At 74.9% G+C, this 21,378-nt stretch carries 20 protein-coding genes; 11 read left to right on the top strand and 9 right to left on the bottom strand.

The genetic code is table 11. From position 1 onward, the window contains the following. Window positions 1-70: 70 nt before the first annotated feature. Window positions 71-1,234: a hypothetical protein gene (locus ACZ3ZE_RS10135; RefSeq protein ID WP_467258329.1), complete on the bottom strand. Its 1,164-nt coding sequence runs from the start codon at window positions 1,232-1,234 to the stop codon at window positions 71-73. 181 nt (window positions 1,235-1,415) lie between these two features. Here ACZ3ZE_RS10135 and ACZ3ZE_RS10130 point away from each other — a divergent pair, with 181 nt between their 5' ends. The 5 genes from ACZ3ZE_RS10130 to ACZ3ZE_RS10110 all read left to right on the top strand — a co-directional run bounded on the left by ACZ3ZE_RS10130 (window position 1,416) and on the right by ACZ3ZE_RS10110 (window position 8,528). Further along, a complete protein-coding gene (locus ACZ3ZE_RS10130) occupies window positions 1,416-2,249 on the top strand; it encodes a M55 family metallopeptidase (RefSeq protein WP_361174629.1) in 834 nt (277 codons plus the stop codon). Further along, window positions 2,242-3,576 carry a M20/M25/M40 family metallo-hydrolase gene (locus tag ACZ3ZE_RS10125; RefSeq protein ID WP_467258326.1) on the top strand — a complete coding sequence of 445 codons (1,335 nt, stop codon included), beginning with the start codon at window positions 2,242-2,244 and terminating at the stop codon, window positions 3,574-3,576. Before ACZ3ZE_RS10130 ends, ACZ3ZE_RS10125 begins: the two co-directional genes overlap by 8 nt. Window positions 3,577-3,644: 68 nt before the next feature. Then, window positions 3,645-5,630, top strand: coding sequence for a prolyl oligopeptidase family serine peptidase (locus ACZ3ZE_RS10120; RefSeq protein ID WP_467258323.1), 1,986 nt, complete (start codon window positions 3,645-3,647; stop codon window positions 5,628-5,630). Beyond that, window positions 5,627-6,604: a S66 peptidase family protein gene (locus ACZ3ZE_RS10115; protein WP_467258320.1), complete on the top strand. Its 978-nt coding sequence runs from the start codon at window positions 5,627-5,629 to the stop codon at window positions 6,602-6,604. Before ACZ3ZE_RS10120 ends, ACZ3ZE_RS10115 begins: the two co-directional genes overlap by 4 nt. A gap of 139 nt (window positions 6,605-6,743) precedes the next feature. Continuing rightward, window positions 6,744-8,528, top strand: coding sequence for a CocE/NonD family hydrolase (locus tag ACZ3ZE_RS10110; protein WP_467258317.1), 1,785 nt, complete (start codon window positions 6,744-6,746; stop codon window positions 8,526-8,528). A 3-nt stretch (window positions 8,529-8,531) separates the two neighbouring features. On the opposite strand, the gene ACZ3ZE_RS10105 is transcribed toward ACZ3ZE_RS10110, so the two are convergent. Further along, window positions 8,532-9,665 carry an adenosine deaminase gene (locus ACZ3ZE_RS10105; RefSeq protein WP_361622736.1) on the bottom strand — a complete coding sequence of 378 codons (1,134 nt, stop codon included), beginning with the start codon at window positions 9,663-9,665 and terminating at the stop codon, window positions 8,532-8,534. A 172-nt stretch (window positions 9,666-9,837) separates the two neighbouring features. After that, a complete protein-coding gene (locus ACZ3ZE_RS10100) occupies window positions 9,838-10,587 on the bottom strand; it encodes a GntR family transcriptional regulator (protein WP_361622733.1) in 750 nt (249 codons plus the stop codon). A 162-nt stretch (window positions 10,588-10,749) separates the two neighbouring features. Between ACZ3ZE_RS10100 and ACZ3ZE_RS10095 the strand changes: the two genes are divergently transcribed. Together ACZ3ZE_RS10095 and ACZ3ZE_RS10090 are read left to right on the top strand one after the other, a co-directional pair. Next, complete coding sequence (locus tag ACZ3ZE_RS10095; RefSeq protein WP_361174612.1) at window positions 10,750-10,995, top strand: lipopolysaccharide assembly protein LapA domain-containing protein; 246 nt, start codon at window positions 10,750-10,752, stop codon at window positions 10,993-10,995. Then, complete coding sequence (locus tag ACZ3ZE_RS10090) at window positions 10,992-11,372, top strand: hypothetical protein (RefSeq protein WP_361174609.1); 381 nt, start codon at window positions 10,992-10,994, stop codon at window positions 11,370-11,372. Before ACZ3ZE_RS10095 ends, ACZ3ZE_RS10090 begins: the two co-directional genes overlap by 4 nt. A gap of 137 nt (window positions 11,373-11,509) precedes the next feature. Here ACZ3ZE_RS10090 and ACZ3ZE_RS10085 read toward each other — a convergent pair whose 3' ends face one another. Further along, on the bottom strand, window positions 11,510-11,842 hold the full coding sequence (locus ACZ3ZE_RS10085; protein WP_361174606.1) for a DUF6204 family protein: 333 nt from the start codon (window positions 11,840-11,842) through the stop codon (window positions 11,510-11,512). 131 nt (window positions 11,843-11,973) lie between these two features. On the opposite strand from ACZ3ZE_RS10085, the gene ACZ3ZE_RS10080 reads away from it, so the two are divergent. Further along, window positions 11,974-13,923: a DUF5107 domain-containing protein gene (locus ACZ3ZE_RS10080; RefSeq protein WP_361174603.1), complete on the top strand. Its 1,950-nt coding sequence runs from the start codon at window positions 11,974-11,976 to the stop codon at window positions 13,921-13,923. Window positions 13,924-13,954: 31 nt separating this feature from the next. On the opposite strand, the gene ACZ3ZE_RS10075 is transcribed toward ACZ3ZE_RS10080, so the two are convergent. The 3 genes from ACZ3ZE_RS10075 to ACZ3ZE_RS10065 all read right to left on the bottom strand — a co-directional run bounded on the left by ACZ3ZE_RS10075 (window position 13,955) and on the right by ACZ3ZE_RS10065 (window position 16,074). Further along, window positions 13,955-14,788: a methyltransferase domain-containing protein gene (locus ACZ3ZE_RS10075; protein ID WP_361174600.1), complete on the bottom strand. Its 834-nt coding sequence runs from the start codon at window positions 14,786-14,788 to the stop codon at window positions 13,955-13,957. Window positions 14,789-14,890: 102 nt separating this feature from the next. Next, the gene (locus tag ACZ3ZE_RS10070) at window positions 14,891-15,409 is read right to left on the bottom strand and encodes a GNAT family N-acetyltransferase (protein WP_467258314.1); all 519 of its coding nucleotides are present in this window, start codon (window positions 15,407-15,409) and stop codon (window positions 14,891-14,893) included. A 161-nt stretch (window positions 15,410-15,570) separates the two neighbouring features. Beyond that, window positions 15,571-16,074: a GNAT family N-acetyltransferase gene (locus tag ACZ3ZE_RS10065; protein ID WP_361622721.1), complete on the bottom strand. Its 504-nt coding sequence runs from the start codon at window positions 16,072-16,074 to the stop codon at window positions 15,571-15,573. Window positions 16,075-16,298: 224 nt separating this feature from the next. On the opposite strand from ACZ3ZE_RS10065, the gene ACZ3ZE_RS10060 reads away from it, so the two are divergent. From ACZ3ZE_RS10060 to ACZ3ZE_RS10050, 3 genes are all read left to right on the top strand, one after another. Then, window positions 16,299-17,480, top strand: a complete 1,182-nt coding sequence (locus tag ACZ3ZE_RS10060; RefSeq protein WP_467258312.1) for a sulfite oxidase — start codon at window positions 16,299-16,301, stop codon at window positions 17,478-17,480. Between the two features lie 121 nt (window positions 17,481-17,601). Next, window positions 17,602-18,837, top strand: a complete 1,236-nt coding sequence (locus tag ACZ3ZE_RS10055; protein WP_361174591.1) for an aminotransferase class I/II-fold pyridoxal phosphate-dependent enzyme — start codon at window positions 17,602-17,604, stop codon at window positions 18,835-18,837. A 17-nt stretch (window positions 18,838-18,854) separates the two neighbouring features. Further along, on the top strand, window positions 18,855-19,892 hold the full coding sequence (locus tag ACZ3ZE_RS10050) for an MBL fold metallo-hydrolase (protein ID WP_361622718.1): 1,038 nt from the start codon (window positions 18,855-18,857) through the stop codon (window positions 19,890-19,892). On the opposite strand, the gene ACZ3ZE_RS10045 is transcribed toward ACZ3ZE_RS10050, so the two are convergent. Next, on the bottom strand, window positions 19,889-20,536 hold the full coding sequence (locus tag ACZ3ZE_RS10045) for a DedA family protein (protein WP_361622715.1): 648 nt from the start codon (window positions 20,534-20,536) through the stop codon (window positions 19,889-19,891). The genes ACZ3ZE_RS10050 and ACZ3ZE_RS10045 overlap by 4 nt on opposite strands. Then, window positions 20,533-21,312 carry an MBL fold metallo-hydrolase gene (locus ACZ3ZE_RS10040; protein ID WP_361174585.1) on the bottom strand — a complete coding sequence of 260 codons (780 nt, stop codon included), beginning with the start codon at window positions 21,310-21,312 and terminating at the stop codon, window positions 20,533-20,535. The genes ACZ3ZE_RS10045 and ACZ3ZE_RS10040 overlap by 4 nt, the downstream gene beginning before the upstream one ends. Window positions 21,313-21,378 lie beyond the last annotated feature (66 nt).

Genomic DNA, 21,378 nt, shown 5'->3' with positions numbered 1-21,378 from the left:
TACGGATCAGATGGATCAGACGGATCAGACGGATCGGACAGACCAGATCGATCAGTCGGAATCGGTCGGATCAGGAGGTGGTGGTCGCCTTGCGGATCGCGCTGATGCAGGCGCCGATCGCCTCCTGGAGCGCCTCAAGGCGCTGGAGCATGTCCTCCTCGACGACGTCCTCCTCCAGGACCTCGTCCAGGGTCAGCTCCTCGAAGACCTTCGTCGCCTTCTGCAGGCTGTTGTAGAACTTGGTGCGGCGCTCCTGCACCCGCAGCGCCGGGTCCGCCTCCACGGCCTGGACGACCAGCGACTTCACCGTGTCGTAGGCCTCGCCGGCCCACTCGCCGGCCTCCTCCGACTCGTCGAGTTCGTCGATGAGCGACAGGTGCCGCTCGGCCTCCGCGCGCAGCTCCGCCGGGGCGTCGACGGTCTGCCCCGCGGGCGTCCTGATCTGCCCGCCCTCGGCGATCTGCCGGACGTACTCGATCCGGTCGGCCGCCTTCGCCTCCTGCGCCACCGCCTTCTTCAGGTCGCCGGTGCGGGCGATGGCCCGGGCCATCTCGGTCTGCAGCGCCGGGTCCTCCTTCATCCGGTCGAGCAGCGCGCCCCGCGCCGCTTCGGCCGTGCCGGGGTCGGCGAGGATGGCCGCGCGCAGCGCGGTCGGGTTCTCGGCCACCTCCAGCGCCTTCGTCGGCTTGATGCCCTCGGCCTCGGCCGCCGCGCTGATCGCGTGGCCGCGCACGGAGGTCGCGCTGGAGCGGGAGGAGTAGTACGAGAGCCAGGCGTCGGCCTCGGGCAGCTCGACCTCCTGCCCGGGGGCCAGGGCTTCGAACTGCGGCACGAGGCCGTCGTCCGCGGCCATGTCCCACGCCTTGTAGTAGCGCATGACCCGCTCGGGGGAGCAGCCGGCGAGCTCGGCGAAGGCCTTCGCCGACACCTTCTCCGTGCCCTCGGCGGCCTGACCGCCCGGCCGCACGCTCCGTGCCACCTTGAGCGCGAACGCCCAGCCGCCCGTCCGCGCGTACACGCCGAAGTCGTGGGCGTCCCGGACGACGACCTCGGCGACGGCCTCCGCGGCGGGCTCGACCCACTCGCCGGTGTCGAGGACGACGGGGGCATCGAGGTCGGGCGTATCGGCGTCGGGCTCCGTGCCGGGCTCCGTGCCGGTCTCGGTCTCGGTCTCGATGTAGGTCTCGGTCTCGATGTCGGCGGGGGTCTCGGACGGGGCGAGAGAGGTGGTCACCGAGGGGTCTCCTGGGTCTGCGGGGCGAGAAAACTGCGCCCGTCAGCCTATACGTACGAGATGAAAGGATTCGCCCGAATCACTGCCCGAGACGGGCCCCCGGAACCGCCACTGGTCCACGCCTCCGACACTTTTCCACAGGGGTGGTCGGGTCCGCCGGTCGGCGCGTACGGTGCCAGGCATGAAGATCCTGATCAGCGCCGACATGGAAGGCGCCACCGGTGTGACCTGGCCCGCCGACGTGCTGCCCGGCACTCCCCAGTGGGAGAGATGCCGGTCCATGTTCACCTCGGACGTGAACGCGGCGGTGCTCGGCTTCTTCGACGGCGGCGCCGACGAGGTGCTGATCAACGAGGCGCACTGGAGCATGCGCAACCTGCTGCTGGAGCGGCTCGACGAGCGGGCCGAGATGCTCACCGGGCGCCACAAGTCGCTCTCCATGGTCGAGGGCGTCCAGCACGGGGACGTCGACGGCATCGCCTTCGTCGGCTACCACACGGGAGCGGGGGCCGAGGGCGTCCTCGCCCACACCTACCTCGCCAACTCCATCACCGGTGTCTGGCTCAACGGGGTGCGCGCCAGCGAGGGCCTGCTCAACGCGCACGTGGTCGCCGAGTACGGGGTCCCCGTCGTCCTCGTCACCGGCGACGACCTCACCTGCGACGACGCCCTGGGGTACGCGCCGGAGGCGCACAAGGTCGCCGTCAAGGACCACGTCTCGCGGTACGCGGCGGTGTGCCGCACCCCCACCAGGACGGCCGCCGACATCCGCGCGGCGGCGAAGGCCGCGGCCGCGCTCGCCGTGCGGCACGAGCCGGTCAGCGGCGGGCCGTTCACGGTGGAGCTGGAGTTCGACGCGGAACATCTGGCCGCCGCCGCCACGGTGGTCCCCGGCGCCGAGCGGAGTGGCGAACGCAGGACCGCCTACACCAGCGAGACGATGTACGAGGCGATTCGCACGTTCAAGGCGGTCACGACCATCGTCTCCGCCGCAGTGGAGGAGCAGTATGGCTGAGGAGGTCCGGGGCCCGGACGCGACGGCGCTCGACGAGGTGGTCACCTTCACCTCCGAGCTGATCAGGATCGACACCACCAACCGCGGCGGCGGCGACTGCCGCGAGCGGCCCGCCGCCGAGTACGTGGCGGAGCGGCTCGCCGGCGCCGGCCTCGAACCGACCCTGCTGGAGCGGACCCCGGGCCGCACCAACGTCGTCGCCCGCATCCCCGGCACCGACCCGGCCGCCGAGGCCCTGCTGGTCCACGGGCACCTGGACGTCGTCCCGGCCGAGGCCGCCGACTGGACCGTCCACCCCTTCTCCGGCGAGGTCCGCGACGGCGTCGTGTGGGGGCGCGGCGCCGTCGACATGAAGAACATGGACGCGATGGTGCTCGCCGTCGTCCGCTCCTGGGCCCGGGAGGGCTTCCGGCCGCGCCGTGACATCGTCCTCGCCTACACCGCCGACGAGGAGGCCAGCGCCGAGGACGGCTCCGATTTCCTCGTCGACCGGCACCCCGGCCTCTTCGAGGGCTGCACCGAGGGCATCAGCGAGTCGGGCGCCTTCAGCTTCCACCCGGACCCCCGGACGACCCTCTACCCGATCGCCGCGGGCGAGCGCGGCACCGCCTGGATCAAGCTCACCGCCCACGGCCGGGCGGGCCACGGCTCCAAGGTCAACACGGCCAACGCGGTCACCCGCCTCGCCGAGGCCGTCGCCCGCATCGGCGCCCACACCTGGCCCGTCCGGCTCACCCGCACGGTGCGGGCCGCGCTCACCGAACTGGCCGCCGTGTACGGCATCGACGTCGACGTCGACGCCCCCGACTTCGACACGGACCTGCTCCTGGAGAAGCTGGGACCGGCCGCCGCCCTGGTCGCGCCCACCGTCCGCAACAGCGCCAACCCCACGATGCTGGACGCGGGCTACAAGGTGAACGTGATCCCGGGCCACGCCGTGGCCTACGTCGACGGGCGGATGCTGCCGGGCGCCGAGGACGAGTTCATCACGACCATGGACCGGCTCACCGGCCCCGACGTCTCCTGGGAGTTCCACCACCGCGAGGTGCCGCTCCAGGCCCCCGTCGACTCGCCGACCTTCGCCAAGCTGCGCGCGGCCGTCGAGCACGTCGACCCGGCCGGGCACGTCATCCCCTTCTCCATGTCGGGCGGCACCGACGCCAAGCAGTTCTCCCGCCTCGGCATCACCGGCTACGGCTTCTCGCCGCTGAAGCTGCCCCCGGAGCTCGACTACGGGGCGCTCTTCCACGGCGTCGACGAACGCGTCCCCGTCGACGCGCTCCACTTCGGCGTCCGCGTCCTCGACCGCTACCTGCGGTCCGCCTGACCACCGCGGCGGCCCGCCGCGGTTCCGACACCCGACCGCTACTCACGTTCCGCCCAGGGGGGATCGAGATGGTAACCACGGCCGCCTACGGCAGCTGGCCGTCACCCATCGGCGCCGCGCTCGCCGCCGCACACGACGGGCGCCCCGACCATGTCGGGGTGCTCGGCGACGACGTGTGGTGGACCGCTCCGCGCCCCACGGAGGGAGGCCGCCGCGCGCTGGTGCGGCGCCGCCCCGACGGCACCGAGGAATCCGTCCTGCCCGCGCCGTGGAACGTGCGCAGCCGGGTCATCGAGTACGGCGGACAGCCCTGGGCCGGCACGACACGGGCCGACGGCTCGCCGCTCCTCGTCTTCTGCCACTTCCCCGACCAGCGCCTCTACGCCTACGAGCCGGACGCGGCACCGGGCGCCGAGCCCCGGCCGCTCACCCCGGTCTCGGCGACCGGCGGCGGACTGCGCTGGGCCGACCCCGTCGTCCAAGCCGACCGGGGCGAGGTGTGGTGCGTCCTGGAGGAGTTCACCGGGCCCGCGCCGACCGACGTGCGCCGGGTGATCGTCGCCGTACCGCTGGACGGCTCGGCCGCCGAGGACCGCGGCCGGGTGCGCGAACTCTCCGACGGGCGGCACCGGTTCGTCACCGGACCGCGCCTCTCGCCGGACGGCCGGCAGGCCGCCTGGATCGGCTGGGACCACCCCCGGATGCCGTGGGACGGCACCGAGGTGCAGCTCGCCCGGGTCGGCGACGACGGCACCTTCCACGCGGCCCGCACCGTCGCCGGCGGACCCGAGGAGTCGGTGCCCCAGGTCGGCTGGACCGCCGACGGGCAGCTGCTCCACCTCAGCGACCGCACCGGCTGGTGGAACCTCTACCGCACCGGCCCGGACGGCGACCCGGTCGCGCTCACCCCCCGCCCCGAGGAGTTCGGCGGACCGCTCTGGACGCTGGGCCGCAGCTGGTTCGCCCCCCTGGAGAACGGCCTGATCGCCGTCGTCCACGGCAAGGGCGCCACCGCCCTCGGCATACTCGACCCCGACAGCGGCGACCTCGTCGACGCCGTCGGCCCCTGGACCGAATGGGCCGCCACCCTCGCCGTGCACGGCACCCGCGTCGTCGGAGTCGCCGCCGGCCCCCGCAGCGGCGCCGAGGTCGTCGAGCTGGACACCCGCACCGGCCGGGCCCGGGTGATCGGCGCCCCGCACACCGACCCGGTCGACCCCGCGTACTACCCCGAGCCCCGGAGCCGCACCTTCACCGGACCCGACGGCCGGGAGATCCACGCCCACGTCCACCCGCCGCACAGCCCCGACCGGACCGCGCCCGACACGGAGCGCCCGCCCTTCGTGGTGTGGGCGCACGGCGGCCCCACCGGGCACTCCCCGCTCGTCCTCGACCTGGAGATCGCCTACTTCACCTCCCGTGGCATCGGCGTCGCCGAGGTCAACTACGGCGGCTCCACCGGCTACGGCAGGGAGTACCGCGAACGGCTGCGCGAGCAGTGGGGCGTGGTCGACGTGGAGGACTGCGCCGCCGTCGCCCGCGCGCTCGCCGACGAGGGCACCGCCGACCCGGACCGCCTCGCGATCCGCGGCGGCAGCGCGGGCGGCTGGACCAGCGCCGCCTCCCTCGCGCGGAGCGACGTGTACGCCTGCGGCACGATCATCTACCCGGTCCTGGACCTGACCGGCTGGGGCACCGAGGAGACCCACGACTTCGAGTCGCAGTACCTGCACTCGCTGATCGGCCCGCTCGACGAGGTGCCCGACCGGTACCGCGAGCGCTCCCCTCTGGAGCACGTCGAGAAGATCACCGCACCCTTCGTGCTGCTCCAGGGGCTCGACGACGTCATCTGCCCGCCCGCGCAGGCCGAGCGCTTCCTCACCCGGATGGCCGGCCGGGGCGTCCCGCACGCCTACCTCGCCTTCGAGGGCGAGGGGCACGGCTTCCGCAGGGCCGACACGATGATCCGCGCCCTCGAAGCCGAACTCGCGCTCTATGTCCGGACCTTCGGAATCGAGCGGACCGACGTCCCCCTCCTGGAGTTCCGGACGTGACCGCCACCGCCAGGACGCCGCACGCCGGCCCGCCCGAGACCGGACCGGTGCCCGCGCTCACCCGGCCGCCCCGGTTGCGCCCCGGCGCCCGGGTGGCCGTCGTCGCGCCCAGCGGCCCCATCCCGGAGGACCGGCTCCGGGCCGGCCTCGACATCCTCCGCGGCTGGGACCTCGACCCGGTCGTCGCCCCGCACGTCCTCGCCACCCACCCCGGCCTCGGCTACCTCGCCGGGGTGGACGCGGCCCGCGCCCGCGACCTCACCGAGGCCTGGTGCGACCCGGACGTCTCCGCCGTGTTCTGCGCGCGCGGCGGCTACGGCGCCCAGCGGATGGCCGACCTCGTCGACTGGACGGCGATGCGGGCCGCCACCCCCAAGGTCCTCGTCGGGTACAGCGACATCACCGCCCTCCACGAGGCCTTCGCCACCCGGCTCGGCCTCGCCACCCTGCACGGCCCCATGGTCGCGGCCGCCGCCTTCCTCCAGGACCCGCACACCCGCGAGTCCCTGCGGGCCACCCTCTTCGAGCCCGAGTCGGTGCGCACCATCGCCACGGCGACGGCCGGCGCCCTGGTGCCGGGCCGGGCCCGCGGTGTCACCCTCGGCGGCTGCGTCAGCCTGCTCGCGGCCGAGCTCGGCACCCCGCACGCCCGGCCCTCCGCCCGTGGCGGGCTGCTGCTCCTGGAGGACGTGGGGGAGGAGCCGTACCGGCTGGACCGGATCCTCACCCAACTGCTGCGCTCCGGCTGGCTGGACGGGGTCGCCGGGATCGGGCTCGGGTCCTGGGAGGAGTGCGGTCCGTACGAGGAGGTGCGCGCGGTGCTCGCCGACCGGCTCGGCGGGCTCGGGGTCCCCGTCGTCGAGCGGATGGGCTTCGGGCACGAGGCGAGCGCGCCGACCGTGCCGTTCGGGATCCCCGGGGTGCTGGACGCGGAGGCGGGGACGCTCACACTGGAGGTGCCGGCCCTGCGGTGACCGGCGCGGGGGCGCGCGGCCTTTCACTGAATCTCCGTCAACAAGCCCCGCCCGGCGCGTTGACGACCCGGTGACGCGTGTCACACCATGGGCGCGGATCGGTGCCTACCGGTAGGCAGTCACCTCGTGCGTCCTCGGTGTGGAGGTCCCCGTGTCCCGTGCCCTGCCCCGCTCCCGAACCCTGCTCGCGACGCTCACGGCCGGGGCCGCCCTGGCCGCGCCCCTCGCGCTCGCCGCCCCGGCGCAGGGCGCCGGCGCCGGCACGTACACCGTCACCCCGCTCAGCTTCACCGTGGAGGCGGGCGGCCGTCGTTGCACCGTGGACGCCGACCTCTACCGGCCCGAGGGCGTCGACGCCGCCCACCCCGCCCCGGCCGTCCTCGCCACCAACGGCTTCGGCGGCAGCAAGACAGACGGCACCACCGACGCCATCGGCAGGGCCGTCGCCTCCCGCGGCTACGTCGCCCTCGTCTACTCCGGCCTCGGCTTCGGCCGGACCGGCTGCCTCATCTCCCTCGACGACCCGCGCATCGACGGCCAGGCCGCCACCCGGCTCGTCGACTTCCTGGCCGGCGGCCGGACCGCCGACGACGGCACCCGCGCCGACTTCGTCACCCAGGACGGCACGGGCGACCCCCGCGTCGGCATGATCGGCGGCTCCTACGGCGGCGCCGTCCAGCTCGCCACCGCCTCCGTCGACCCCCGGCTCGACGCGCTCGTCCCCCTCATCACCTGGAACGACCTGGCCTACTCCCTCGCGCCCAACGGCGCCGACCGCACCACCCCCGGCGTCTTCAAATGGCAGTGGGCCAACGGCTTCTACCTCATGGGCGAGGGCCAGCCGCTGCTCGTGCCCTCGCTCGACCCCAGCCGGATCAACTCCCTGAACTGCCTGCACTTCGTCACCGACGCCTGCGACACGGTCCGGCTGCTCAACTCCGGTACCTACCCGGACGCCGAGACCAGGAAGGTGCTCGACTTCGCCCGCAGTGTCTCGCCGGTCTCCTACCTCGACCGGGTCAAGGCCCCCACCCTGATCGTCCAGGGCCAGGCCGACAGCCTGTTCAACCTCAACGAGGCCCGCGCCACCTACGACCGGCTGGCGGCCCGGGGCGTCGAGACACGGATGATCTGGCAGTCCTGGGGCCACAGCGGCGGCCAGAAGCCCGGCGAACTCGACCTCGGGCAGGGGGATCTGGAGACCAGCTACGTCGGCCGGCGCATCCTCGGCTGGTTCGACCGGCACCTGCGCGGCGACCGGACCGCCGACACCGGCCCCGCGTTCGCCTACTACCGCGACTGGGAGAGCGGCTACGGCACCGCCGCCACCGTGCCCGCGCTCAGCCAGAAGCTGTACCTCTCCGGCGACGGCAAGCTGGTCGACGCCCGGTCCAAGGTGGCCCGCGGCTCCCGCTCGTACGTCAACTGGCCGCTGCCGACCAGTCATTCCGAGTCCTCGATCGCCGGCCTGATCGGACTGCCCGACCCCGCCCCGTACGACCTCGCCGGCACCTACCTCGGCTGGCGCAGCGCCCCGCTCACCGCGCCCGTCGACCTCGTCGGCGCGCCGCGCGTGACGCTCCGGGTCGACTCGCCGTGGACCGAGCGCGTCCAGGACTCCGGCGACGCCGCCGACAAGCTGGTCCTCTTCGCGAAGCTGTACGACCTCGCCCCGGACGGCACCCGGACCCTGGTCAACCGGCTGGTCGCCCCGGTCCGCGTGCCGGACGTCACCCGGCCCTTCACCGTCGAACTCCCCGGCATCGTGCACCGCTACGAGACCGGTCACCGGCTGGAGTTCGTGATCGCGGCGAGCGACACGGCGTACTTCGGCAACCGGGGCGTCAAGCCGGTGACCGTCACCAGCGCCCCCGAGGAGACGGGGGCGCTGGAGCTGCCCCTGGTGCGGGGGCGGGTCGAGTAGCGACTAGCGCGCCGCCAGGGCCGCGTACCCGGGGCGGACCAGCTCGTCGATCAGGCGACGGCGCTCCGGCAGCGGCAGGAACGCGGCCTCCAGGGCGGCGACCGTGAACTCCTCGAAGACCTCCGGGCCGTAGCCGAAGGTGTCCGCCATGTGCTGGAACTCCTCGCTCATGGTGGTGCCGGAGACCAGCCGGTTGTCCGTGTTCAGGGTGATCCGGAAGCCCAGCCGGCGCAGCTCGTCGATCGGGTGCGAGGCGTAGTCCTTCGCGGCGCCGGTCTGCAGGTTGGAGGTCGGGCAGACCTCCAGGGCGATGCCGTTGTCCCGCACGTACGCGGCGAGCCGGCCGAGCGTGCCGTCCTCGGCGATGTCGTCGGTGATCCGCACGCCGTGGCCGATCCGCTCGGTGCCGCAGACCTGCACGGCCTCGTGGATCGACTCCGCGCCGACGGCCTCGCCCGCGTGGATGGTGAAGTGGCAGTTCTCGCGCTTCAGGTGCTGGAAGGCGGGGAGGTGGCGGGCCGGCGGGTTGCCGATCTCGCCGCCGGCGATGTCGAAGCCCGCCACGCCCTTGTCCCGGTGGGCGACGGTGAGTTCGGCTATCTCCAGCGAGCGGTCGGTGTGCCGCATGCCGGTGAGCAGGGTGCGGACGGTGATCCGGCCGCCGGAGCGGCGCTCGCCCTCGCGGAAGCCCTCGTTCACGGCCTCGACGACCTCGTCGAGGGTCAGCCCGCCCTCCAGGTGCTGCTCGGGGGCGTACCGGATCTCGGCGTAGACGACACCGTCCGCGGCCAGGTCCTCGGCGCACTCGGCCGCGATCCGCTCCAGGGCCTCGCGGGTCTGCATCACCGCGCAGGTGTGGGCGAAGGTCTCCAGGTACCGCTCCAGCGAACCGGAGTCGGCGGCGTCCCGGAACCACACGGCGAGCTCCGCCGGGTCCTCGGTGGGCAGCGCGGTGTAGCCGCAGGCCCGGGCCAGTTCGATGATCGTGGCCGGGCGGAGGCCGCCGTCGAGGTGGTCGTGCAGGACGGCCTTCGGGGCCTCGCGGATCCAGTCGGCGACGGTGGGGGCGGACGCCAGGGAGACCGGGGTGGGGACCGGGGCGGAGGCAGGGGCGGCAGGGTTGTCAGACAAGTGCATGGCCGGGAAGTGTACGCCACCGTGGCCGGGCCGGGATGTGACGCCGGTGACACCGGTCGGTTCCGGCCGCGCGCCACCGGTCAGGCCGACTGCGCGACAGCGGTCGGTCCGACCGGGCGGCAGCGTTAAGTCCGACCGGGCGGCAGCGGTCAGTCCGACCGGGTGACAGCCGTCAGTTCGACTGGAGGACCGGCAGGGCGGGGGCTCCGGTCGGCAGCATGTGCTTGGCTGCGAGGACCGGGGTCTCCCCGACCCGTACGACCTGGGTGACCAGCACCGCCGGGGTGTCCGCCGAACGCCCGAGCTGCTCGCCCCTGCGGCGCCCGAGGAGGGTCGCGGTGACGGCGGTGTGCCCCGCGAGCTGCACCCCGCGCGAGGCCCCGGCGAGGACGGCCAGCATCGAGGTGCGCTCCGGCGAGGGCGCCGCGCGCAGCGCCCCGGCGAAGGCCGGGTGGGTCCGCTCCAGGACCTCGTCGGCCGCCGCCCACTCGTGGCTCAGCGCGGCCGGACCGGCCTCGCCCGTGAGCACGGACTCCCAGAAACGCAGCTCGGCCCCGGCCGGGGCCAGCAGATGCTGGGTGGTGAAGTCGGTGGGCTCCTCCGTGGAGCGCAGCAGGCCCCGTACACGCAGCCTCACGGTCCCGCCGAGCAGGTCCTCCAGGGGCTGGAGGTGTTCGAAGCCGCGCCGGGGCGGGTGCGCGTTGACCGTCCGGCCGACCCCACGCCGTACGGTGAGCAGCCCGTCCTCCTGGAGCAGCAGCAGGGCCTCGCGCAGGGCGGGCCGGCTCACGCCGAGCTCGCGCGCCAGCTTGGGCTCGGAGGGGAGCGTCGAGCCCGGGGGGTAGGTGCCCTCGTGGACGGCGTCCGCGATCCGCTCGTAGAGCGCGACGACCGGTCGCCGCTGCTGTCCGCCGGCTGCCACGGATCCTCCTCGTGCTCGTGCCGCCTGTCTGCCTGCGCCTGCGCTCTTACGGTAGCCGCCCCACGTTGTCTGACAAGTCACTCGGACGGGCGTGTTCACCGCCGCCACGAGGTGCGAATCGGCCCATCCTGGTGGGACGGACGACGGAGAAGAGGGCCGGCGATGAGTGCCAGGGAGACGTCGAGCACGGAAAGGGCGGCCCGCGCCGACGGGCTCTTCACGCCCGGCCGGATCGCGATCGGGGTGGTCCTGGTCCTGTTGCTCGTCTTCATCTTCGAGAACACCCGGCAGGTACGGATCCGGCTGCTGATCCCCGAGGTCTCCATGCCGCTCTACCTGGCCCTGCTGGCCACCGCGCTCCTCGGCGCGGTCTGCGGCTCCTACGCGACGGCCCGGAGGCGCAAGTGAGGCGCGCGGCGATCGTGGGCGCGGGGGCCGTGCTCGCGCTCGCCGCGATGGCCGTCAGCTCGGCCGAGGCGGCGGCGGAGGCGGCGGAGGCCGAGACGGAGGAGACGGCGGACGTGACCGGCGCGGGCGGGTCGCCGATGCCGGACTTCCTGGGCAAGGGGCTGTGGCGGGTGTTCACCTCGCTCGACCCGCGCACCCGGCTCGACGTCCACGACGTGGGCGGCGGCGACCGGCGGGTGCTCTGGCCGCCGAACTGGCGCGTCTGCACGCAGCACCCCGCGCCGGGTGTCCAGCGGCGCGCGCGGGGGAGGGTGGTGGTGGGCGTGGTGAAGAAGGGCGAGGTCTGCCCGGCCCGGGTGACGGCGTCCCGGCGGTGACCCGGTGACGGCGTCCCGGCGGGGGTGACCCGGCCGCAGGGTGACGGCAGCGGGGCGAGGGCGGTGGTGACCCGGCCGCGGGTGACGGCGGCCCGGCCTCGCACGCCCCGGACCCGGCCCCGCCCCCGATCCGGCGCTCAGCGCTTGTAGTTGATCTTCATCGTGTCCATGTCGGTGACCGTGGACTTCAGGCCGCGGAAGCCGTGCCCCAGCTCCTTCAGGGCGCTCTCCACCCGGTCCTCGGCGATCGCCCCCGCCATCTCGTCGCCGTCCGCCGCGTCCGAGACGACGACCAGGCGGTACGAGAAGGGCTTCAGGGTCCGGTCGTAGGCGAGGGAGCCCTCCTCGGTGAACTGCATCGCCGACATCCCGTGCTCCTCGACCTCGGCGAGCAGTCGCTCGCGGCTCGCGTCGGTCAGCCCGTCGAACGTACCGCGCACGATCACCCGGTAGGTGTGCTGCGTGCCCATGCCCTGCCTCCTCGGTAAAACAACCGCAAAGCAACCACCCTACGGTGACGGGTGTACGCCGCAACGGATTTTCCGGGCGCCCGCGCGGGGCGTTGTCCACCCTCTGGCCAGCAGTGGTTCCGGCGTGTTCCATGGGCGTCATGACGACCGTACGACGTGCCGTACTCACCCTGCCCGCGGCGCCGTTGGGCCCGGACAACCCCCTCCCGGCCCTGCGTCTCCTCGACGGGTTCGCCGCCCCCGCGGTCGACGAACGGGCCGCACTCCCGCGTGACATGGCCCGCCAGCTCGGGCACGCCCCGCTGCGCACCCTGCTGCCCGTCCCGGTCCGGGACGGCTACGGGCGCGAGCGGACGCCCCTGGACCTCGACGCGCTCGTGCTCGAGAACGAGCGGCTGCGGGTCACCGTGCTGCCCGGTCTCGGCGGGCGGGTCCACTCCCTGTTCGACAAGACGGGCGGCCGCGAACTCCTCTACCGCAACCCGGTGTTCCAGCCCGCGGCGTTCGCCCTGAACGGCGCCTGGTTCTCCGGCGGCATCGAGTGGAACATCGGCGCCCGCGGCCACACCACCCTCTCCTGCGCCCCCCTGCACGCGGCCGTCGTGCCCGCGCCCGACGGCGGCGAGATGCTCCGGCTGTGGGAGTGGGAGCCGCTGCGCGACCTGCCGTTCCAGGTCGACCTGTGGCTGCCGGCCGGGGCCGCCCACCTGCGCGTCGGCATCCGGATCCGCAACCCGCACGAACGGCCCGTCCCCACGTACTGGTGGTCCAACACGGCCGTCCCCGAGGACCGCCGGATCCTCGCCCCCGCCGACCGGGCCTGGCAGTACGGCTACGAGCGCGCCCTGCGCCGGGTGCCGGTGCCCGTCGCCCCCGACGGCGCCGACCACACGTACCCCCTGCGGAGCACCCACGCCGCCGACTACTTCTACGAGCTGCCGGACGGGCGGCGCCGCTGGATCGCCGCGCTCGACGCGAGCGGCACGGGACTCGTGCAGACCTCCACGGACGTGCTGCGCGGCCGCAAGCTGTTCCTGTGGGGCTCGGGCCGCGGCGGGCGCCGCTGGCAGGAGTGGCTGACCGAACCCGGCACCCCCGGATACGCCGAGATCCAGGCCGGGCTCGCCCGCACCCAACTGGAGCACCCCACCCTGGAACCGGAGACGGAGATCTCCTGGATGGAGGTGTACGGCCCGCTCTCCGTCGACGCGGCGGCCGTCCACGGCACGGACTGGGCCGCGGCCACCGGGAGCGTCGAGGAGGAGCTCGGCCGGGTGCTGCCCCGGGACGAGATCGAGGCCGCGTACACGCTGTGGCGGGAGCGGGGTGCCGACGCCGAGCCGGGTGCGCCGCTCGCCGCCGGTTCGGGGTGGGGCGCGCTAGAAGTGCTGCGCGGGGGATACGCGTTGCCCGGCACGCCGTTCACCGAGGAGCAGCTCGGCGACGAGCAGCGGCCGTGGGTGCATCTGCTGCGCACGGGCGCCCTGCCGTCGTCCGAGGCGGCGCCCGCCGGGCGTACGCCGGTGTCGGGGGCCTGGCGGGACATGCTGGAGACCGCCCCGGCGGATCCGGCCACCGAGTACCACCTCGGCGTCGCCCAGTGGGCCGCGGGTGACCTCGCCCAGGCCGTACGCAGCTGGGAACGCGGCCTGAAGAACGCCGCCGTGCGCTGGCCGCTGCTGTACTGCCTGGCCGTCGCCGACCGGGAGTGCGGCCACCCGCGCCGGGCCGCCGAGCGCCACGAGGAGGCGTTCGAGGAGCAGTACGGGGGAGATCCGCTGGTCACCGCGGCCCTCGGGCGCGAGACGGTGACCGTGCTCCTGGAGACCGGCGGCACCGCGCGGGCCCGCGCCGTCCTGGAGCGGCTGCCCGCCGAGGCGCGGGCGCGGGGCGCGTTCCGGTTCCTGGAGGCGCGGCTGCTGCTCGCCGAGGGCCGGAAGGACGAGGCCCGCGCCGTGTTCGACGCGGGCTTCGAGGTGGCCGACCTGCGCGAGGGCGCGGAGGTCCTGGGCGAGGTGTGGGCGCGGATCACGGACGAACCGCTGCCGGACGCCTACGAGTTCAGGATGCGTCCCAGCTGAGGCGGGGCCGGGGCCGGGGCGGCGGCGGTCGTCAGACGCGGCACAGGATCTCGCCGTGCGGCACCATGAACCAGGCGTCCTCCTCGGCGCCCCAGGCGCGCCACGCCCCGGCGATCTCGTCCAGTTCCTCCCGCGTCGCGTGGCCGCCGTCGACGGTCAGCCGCGCGTACGAGGACTGCGTGGTGCGGTCCGCCCACAGGCCGCTCCACCAGGCCCGCTCGTCGGGCTGGGCGAAACACCAGGTGCCGGCGGTGGTGGTCACCTCGGTGAACCCGGCCCGGCGGGCCCAGGAGAACAGCCGCCGCCCAGCGTCGGGCTCACCGCCGTTGACGCGCGCGACCTGCCGGTACAGGTCGGACCAGCGGTCCAGCCCCGGGTGCTCGGGGAACCAGGTGAACGCCCCGTAGTCACTGTCCCGGGCGGCGACCACACCGCCCGGCCGGCACACCCGCCGCATCTCCCGCAGCGCCTGGACCGGGTCGCCGACGTGCTGGAGCACCTGGTGGGCGTGGACGAGGTCGAAGGAGTCGTCGGGGAAGTCCAGGGCGTGGACGTCGGCGACCGCGAACTCCACGTTGTCCAGACCCCGTTCGGCCGCCGTCGCGCGGGCCTTCACCAGGACGTCCTCGGCCGCGTCCACCGCGGTGACCCGGCCCGGCGCGACCCGCGCGGCCAGATCGGCGGTGATGGTCCCCGGCCCGCACCCGACGTCCAGCACCTCCAGTCCGGCCCGCAGCTCGGGGATCAGATAGGCGGCGGAGTTCTCCACCGTGCGCCAGCTGTGCGACCGCAGCACCGACTCGTGGTGCCCGTGGGTGTAGACGGCGGTCTCGTGCGGCGCGGTCCGCTCCTCGGCATGCGTCATGGCCGGACTCCCTCGTGCTCGTCTGAGTGGGTACGGCAACGGTACGCCGATCACTCGCATCGTGAGACCCTGTTCTCGCCATGTGGACAGCCGAGAGACGCGTCAGCGGAACAGGGCCATCCGGTAACGGAGTTCGGGCAGCATGCGGCCGCCCGTCTCCTCCGTCACGGAGGTCCCGTCCGGACGCCATCCGGCCGCCTCGTAGAAGGCCCGCGCCCGGGAGTTCCCCTCCAGCACCCAGAGCCCCGCCTCGCGGAAATCGGCCGTCGTCATCGCCGCGACCGTCGCGGCCAGCAGCTCGCGCCCCACGCCCCGGCCCCAGACCTCCGGCACGGCGTACAGGGCCGAGAGCTCGGCCGTCACCGCCGCGTCCGACTCCCCGTCGGGCCACGGGCGGAAGCAGGAGAACGCCACCGGGCCGCCGCCCTCCTCCTCGGCCACCAGGACGGTGGGCGCGTCGGACGCCGACAGCCGGCCCCGCCACGCCCCCGTCCGCTCCCCGACGTCGAGGGAATCGAGGTACGCGTCAGGCACCAGGCCGCGGTACGCGGCGCGCCAGGAGCGGATGTGCACGGCCGCGACGGCCGCGGCGTCGGAGGGTGCTGCTTCACGGATCGGCATGGGCGCATTCTGGAGACCCGGCGGGGCGGGCGGCCAGCCGGTTTCGCCGCGCCTACTCCAGGTCGCGCCCAGGCTCCGCGGCCCCCGTCTCCGTCAACAGGTCCGTGAGTCACGCGCGTTCGGCGAGGGTGCCGTGGCGTTCTTCCGGGAGGTGGACCGGCTCAGGCCCGCCACTCCCAGCGCCGCTCCCCGTCCTCGAAGCTCTCCGTGGGCGCCAGGCCCGCCGCCGCGGCCACCGCCGCCGAGGCGTGGTGATCCGGGTGGACGTGCGCCAGGATCACCGACGTGCCGAGCGAACGCAGCCAGTCGGCCAGCGCACCCGCCGCCTCCTTCGAGAGCCCCTGGCCCTGCCAGGCGGTGCCGGCCACCCAGGCGATCTCGGCCGCCTCACCCGTCACCGTCGCCTGCACGGTGCCGACGGCGGCACCCGTCTCCCGCAGCCGCAGCACCCAGTTGCACCAGGCCGTCCCCGGCTCCGTCGGCCCCGCCAGCATCCGCGCGTAACGGGCCCGCAGCTCCGGCTCGGACAGCGGGGCACCCCCGATGAAGGCGTGCAGCGCCGGGTCGGCCAACGCCTCGGCCATCTCGGGCGCGTGGCCGAGCCGCAGCGGCTCCAGGTCCAGACGGGCGGTGCGCAGGGGAACGGCGGTGACGACAGGGATCATGAGACAAGTATCGCGTGAGGCACGTGAGGCACGTGAGGCATGTGGGGCACATGAGGTACGTGAGGTCCCCGAGACAGATGTGCCATGTGAGGTGCCTGGGATCCACACGATCCCGGCCGACCTGACAGATGTTCATATGACGGCTCCATGAACGGCCCGTGCCGACCCCCGGACCGCCCCTAGGGTGTGGCGGACCCCGCCCCGACGCGTCGAGGAGAACCCCCGTGCCCGCCCGCCGCACCCTCCTGAAGGCGCTCGCCGGCGCCCCCGCCCTGCCGCTCCTGGGCAACACGCCCGCCGCGGCCGCCCCGGCGCCCGCCCTCGCCCCCGGCATCGTGAAGCCGACGCCGTCCGCGTACTTCACCCTCCGCGGCACCAACGCCGAGGCCCGGTACGAGACCTTCGCCGACACCGGCGCGCTCACCCCCGTCGACCGCTTCTTCGTCCGCAACCACACGTCCACGCCCGTCCTCGACGCCTCCACCTGGAGCCTCACCGTCTGGGGCGACGGACTGCACGGGCGCAGCCCGGTCCGCTTCGGGTACGGGCAGCTGCGCGACCTGCCCGCCGTCACCCGGACGGCCCTCGTGGAGTGCGCCGGGAACGGCCGCAGCCTCTACGCCACCCAGCAGGGCGAGACGGTCACCGGCACCCCGTGGACCCTCGGCGCGATCGGCGCCGCCCGCTGGCGCGGCGCCCGCCTCTCCGACGTGCTGCGGCTCGCCGGGATCGCCGCCGACGCGGTCGACGTCCAGCCCCGCGGGCTCGACGACCCGTACGTCACCGGCGGCGTCGACCTCGGCCGGGTCCGCCGCCCGCTGCCCGTCGCCAAGGCCCTGGACGACGTCATCCTCGCGTACGAGATGAACGGCGAGCCCCTCCCGTACGACCACGGGCACCCGGTCCGGCTCATCGTGCCGTCGTGGATCGGCATCGCCTCCATCAAGTGGCTCGGCGACATCGAGGTCTCCCGCACCCCGCTCGCCTCGCCGTGGAACACCGACTACTACCGCCTGTTCGGCGCCGCCCACCCGCCCGGCGGCAGCGCCCCGCTCACCCGTCAGACCCTCAAGAGCGCCTACGAACTCCCCTTCGGCGCCACCCTGGAGACCCGCCGCACGCACAGGCTCACCGGCCGCGCCTGGTCCGCCCTCGCGCCCGTGCGCCGCGTCGACGTCTCCACCGACGGCGGCGCCCACTGGCGGCCCGCGCGGCTCCTCGACACGCCCCGACGGGCCGGTTGGGTCCGCTGGACGACGTCCTGGCACCCGCACGGCACCGGGCCCGCCACCCTGCTGTCCCGGGTCACCGACGCGGCCGGCAACGTCCAGCCCGAGCGGGCCGTCCCCAACACCCAGGGGTACCTCTTCGACGGGATCGTCCGGCACCCCGTCACCCTCGCCTGAGCCGGGGCGGGCCCGCCCGAGCGGCGAGATGCCCCGAACCTCCGTATAAAGGGCACTGGGGTGCCGTCGGCGCCGTGCGCGCCCCGGCAGAGTCCCCAGCAGGGTCCGGGAGGTTCGGAAGATGCGGCAGACAGCTCCGGAAGGCCGCGGACCGGTGCGTTACGGACCGCCCGCGCCGGAGCCCGGCCTCCCCGTCCTGCCCGGTCTCGCCGCCCTCCTCGCCGCCTCGGCCGGCCGCACCGCGCCCGAACCGCCCGGCGGCGGACCGGTCCTGCGCGGGGCCGCCGCCGGCTACTGGTGGCGCCGCGGCCTGCGCACCCACGCCGAGGACGTCGTCGCCGCCCCCGGCGCCCCGCCGCTGCTGCTCGCCCTCATCGCCGCCCACGGCGGCGACCTCCTGCTGCCCCGGCCCTGCCCCGCCTGGTGGACCCCGCAGGCCCGGCTGCTCGGCCGGCCCGCCTACCACGTGCCCACGCCCGCCGAGTGCGGCGGCGTCCCCGACCCGTACGCCCTCCTGGAGACCGTACGGCGGGTCCGCGCCGAGGGCGGCAGCCCCCGCCTGCTGTTCCTCTCCGTCGCCGACGACCCCACCGCCACCGTCGCCCCGCCCGAACTCGTCCGCGAGGCCTGCGAGGCGGCCGTCGCCGAGGGACTGCACATCATCAGCGACGAGACCTGGCGCGACACCGTGCACCGCCCGCAGGAGACGGTGCTGCTCAGCCCCGCCGAGATGTGCCCCGACGACGTGACCGTCCTCAGCGACCTCTCGGGCGCCCTCACGCCCGCCGGCTGGCCCTGCGCCGTCGCCCGTTTCCCGCCCACCGCCGCCACCCGCACGGACCGGTACGCCGACCCCAGGGCCCGCACCCTCGACATCCTCACCGCGCTCGGCGCCCTCGTGGCCGGCCCGGTCGCCCCGGCCGCCGCCCACGCCCTCGACGAACCCGAGGACGTCACCGTACGGGTCCGCACGACGGCCGTCCTGCACGGCCGGATCGCCGCGGCCGCCCACCGCGCCGTCCTCGCCGCCGGGGCCCTCGCCCGGCCCCCGCAGGCCGGCCGCCACCTCTACGCCGACCTGGGCCCGCTGCGCGCCGGACTCGCCGCCCGCGGGGTCACGGACTCCCTGGAGCTGGAGAACCACCTCACCGGGCTGCTCGGCACGCCCGTCCCCGGCGGCCACCGCTTCGGCGACGAACTCGGCGCGCTGCGCGTCCGGTTCGACACCGCCGCCTTCCTGGGCGCCACCGAGGAGGAGCGGAACGAGGCCCTCGCCTCCGCCCGCCCCGAGGAATCACCGCACGTGGCCCGCGCGTTGAGCACCTTCGGGGCCGCGCTCGACGAACTGGCCCGCTAGAGACGGAGGTCGCAGCGATGACGGAACAGACCGCCCGGCCACCCCGGGCCCCGCACACCGCCGGCACCCCTCACGCCCCGCGTCCCGCGCCCGCCCTCCAACCCCTCGGCCGGGTGCGCCACGACTGGCCGCGCTCCTTCGCCGACCGGCTCACCGCGCCGCTGCCCGGCGTCCGCGCCATGGCCCGGCTCGCCCGCGAGGGTGCCGTCCGGCCCGGGCCCGAGGGGCTGCGGGACATCCCGCTGCTGCCCTTCGCCCCCGGACCGCTGCCCGAGGCCGGGCCCGGCACCCTCGCCGTCACCTGGGCCGGGCACGCCAGCTGGGTGGTGCGGATCGGCGGCCTGACCGTGCTCACCGACCCCGTCTGGTCGCGCCGGATCCTCGGCACCTCGGCGCGGCTCACGCCCGTCGGCGTCCGCTGGGAGGACCTGCCGCGCGTCGACGCCGTCGTCATCAGCCACAACCACTTCGACCACCTCGACGCCCCCACCCTCAGGCGCCTCCCGCGCCACACCCCGGTCTTCGTGCCCGCCGGGCTCGGCCGCTGGTTCACCCGCCGCCGGTTCAGCCGGGTCACCGAGCTCGACTGGTGGGAGGCGGCCGAACTCGACGGTGTGCGCTTCGAGTTCGTCCCCGCCCACCACTGGTCCAAGCGCACCCTCCTGGACACCTGCCGCTCCCTGTGGGGCGGCTGGGTGATCGGCGACCGGGAGGGGCAGCGCCTCTACTTCGCCGGGGACACCGGCTACGGCCACTGGTTCGCCGAGATCGGCCGGCGCCACCCCGGCATCGACCTCGCGCTGCTCCCGATCGGCGCGTACGACCCGCGCTGGTGGCTCAGCGACGTCCACACCGACCCGGAGGAGGCCGTGCGGGCCTTCCAGGACCTCGGCGCGCGCCGGATGGCGCCCATGCACTGGGCCACCTTCGTCCTCTCCTCCGAACCCGTCCTCGAACCGCTCACCCGCGTGCGCGCCGCCTGGGAGCGCGCCGGGCTGCCCCGCGAGGACCTGTGGGACCTCCCGGTCGGCGCCTCACGGGCGGTGAGCTCTTAGGACCTCCCCCCAGGCTGTGCCGCCGTCCGCCCCCGCAGCCGCCGCCACAGCGTGGGCAGCGCGCCCAGCAGGACCGTCAGGCCGACCGCCGCCACCACGCCCTCCCACGGTTCGGGGAAGAGCGAGCCGCCCAGGATGCCGATGAGCTGGTACGTCGCCGCCCACGCAAGGCATGCCGGGAGGTCGCCGCGGGCGAAGCGGCGCAGGGGCATCCCGGCGAGCAGGCAGGCCAGCATCACCGGGATCCGGCCCGCCGGCACCAGTCGGGAGAGGACCAGCACCGGCACCTGATGGGTCTCCAGGCGCTCCTGGGCCTGGGCGAGCCGCTCCGGGGTGACCCGGCCGCGCAGCGCGGCCAGCCAGCGCGAGCCGTTGCGGGAGCGGACTCCGCGCTGCCCGAGCCAGTACAGGGCCAGGTCGCCCAGGAACGCGGCGGAGGCCGACACCAGGAAGACGTAGAGCAGGGCCAGCGGCGCCGTCTGATGGAAGGCCACCACCGCCGCCGAGCTCACGATCGCCCCGGTCGGCACCACCGGCACCAGCGCGCCGAGCGCCACGAGCAGGAACAGCGAGGGATAGCCGACGGCCTGCTGCGTCGACTCCGGCGGCAGCTCCCGCACCGCCGTCACGATCCGGTCGATCACCGGGCGACCTCCGGCCGCACCCGTTCGCCGTGGCCGAGGCGGTGCACCGCCACCTTGGGCGCCAGCCGGGCCGCGTGCCGCACGAACTCGTCGCCCGGCGCGTGGAACTCGTGGGGCCGGATCGCGTCCATGCCGATCGGCCAGTACGTGCCGTAGTGCACCGGCACCGCGGCGGCGGGCGACAGCGCGGCGAGCGCCTGCGCGGCCCGGCCCGCGTCGAGGTGCCCGTGGCCGAGGTACGGCCCCCAGCCGCCGACCGGGAGGAGCGCCACGTCCACGGGGCCGACGGCCTCCGCCATGGCGTCGAACAGGCCGGTGTCACCGGCGAAGTAGGTCCGCGCCTCGCCCTCCACCACGTAGCCGAGCGCGGGGGAGCGGTGCGGTCCGACCGGCAGCCGCCGCCCGTCGTGCAGGGCGGGGACGGCCCGTACGGTCACGCCCTCGACGCCCACCTCGTCGCCCGGCGCCATCTCGGTGAGCCGCAGGCCGAGCCCGCCGAGCCGCCGCAGCGCCGGTACGGCCCGCGGGGCGCCGGCCGGGACGATCACCCGGGTGCCGGGGGCGAGCCGGGCCAGCGAGGGCAGGTGGAGGTGGTCGGCGTGCAGGTGCGACACGAGCACCGCCTCCGCGCGGGCCGCCTCGGGCGGGGGCAGCTCGCCGCGGCGGCGGCGCAGGTGCGCGAGCCGGCGCGTGAACAGCGGGTCCGTCAGGAAACGGACCCCGGAGTCCTCGACCGTGCATGTGGCATGACCCCACCAGGTGACCTCCACCGGCACGCCGCCCTTCCTCGTCCGTTCCGCCCGCCGCCCCGGCCGGTCCGCAGGCCCTTCCGTAACGAGGGT

Source organism: Streptomyces sp. NPDC023157 (genome assembly GCF_055560575.1).
Note: the sequence above shows the minus strand (reverse complement) of the source record. Positions and strands in the feature narration are given on the sequence as shown.

Coding starts and splice junctions, on each gene's coding strand:
- ACZ3ZE_RS10130 (WP_361174629.1), top strand. CDS start 1,416: ATGAAGATCCTGATCAGCGCCGACATGGAAGGCGCCACCGGTGTGACC.
- ACZ3ZE_RS10125 (WP_467258326.1), top strand. CDS start 2,242: ATGGCTGAGGAGGTCCGGGGCCCGGACGCGACGGCGCTCGACGAGGTG.
- ACZ3ZE_RS10120 (WP_467258323.1), top strand. CDS start 3,645: ATGGTAACCACGGCCGCCTACGGCAGCTGGCCGTCACCCATCGGCGCC.
- ACZ3ZE_RS10105 (WP_361622736.1), bottom strand. CDS start 9,665: ATGCACTTGTCTGACAACCCTGCCGCCCCTGCCTCCGCCCCGGTCCCC.
- ACZ3ZE_RS10095 (WP_361174612.1), top strand. CDS start 10,750: ATGAGTGCCAGGGAGACGTCGAGCACGGAAAGGGCGGCCCGCGCCGAC.
- ACZ3ZE_RS10085 (WP_361174606.1), bottom strand. CDS start 11,842: ATGGGCACGCAGCACACCTACCGGGTGATCGTGCGCGGTACGTTCGAC.
- ACZ3ZE_RS10080 (WP_361174603.1), top strand. CDS start 11,974: ATGGGCGTCATGACGACCGTACGACGTGCCGTACTCACCCTGCCCGCG.
- ACZ3ZE_RS10075 (WP_361174600.1), bottom strand. CDS start 14,788: ATGACGCATGCCGAGGAGCGGACCGCGCCGCACGAGACCGCCGTCTAC.
- ACZ3ZE_RS10070 (WP_467258314.1), bottom strand. CDS start 15,409: ATGCCGATCCGTGAAGCAGCACCCTCCGACGCCGCGGCCGTCGCGGCC.
- ACZ3ZE_RS10065 (WP_361622721.1), bottom strand. CDS start 16,074: ATGATCCCTGTCGTCACCGCCGTTCCCCTGCGCACCGCCCGTCTGGAC.
- ACZ3ZE_RS10055 (WP_361174591.1), top strand. CDS start 17,602: ATGCGGCAGACAGCTCCGGAAGGCCGCGGACCGGTGCGTTACGGACCG.
- ACZ3ZE_RS10050 (WP_361622718.1), top strand. CDS start 18,855: ATGACGGAACAGACCGCCCGGCCACCCCGGGCCCCGCACACCGCCGGC.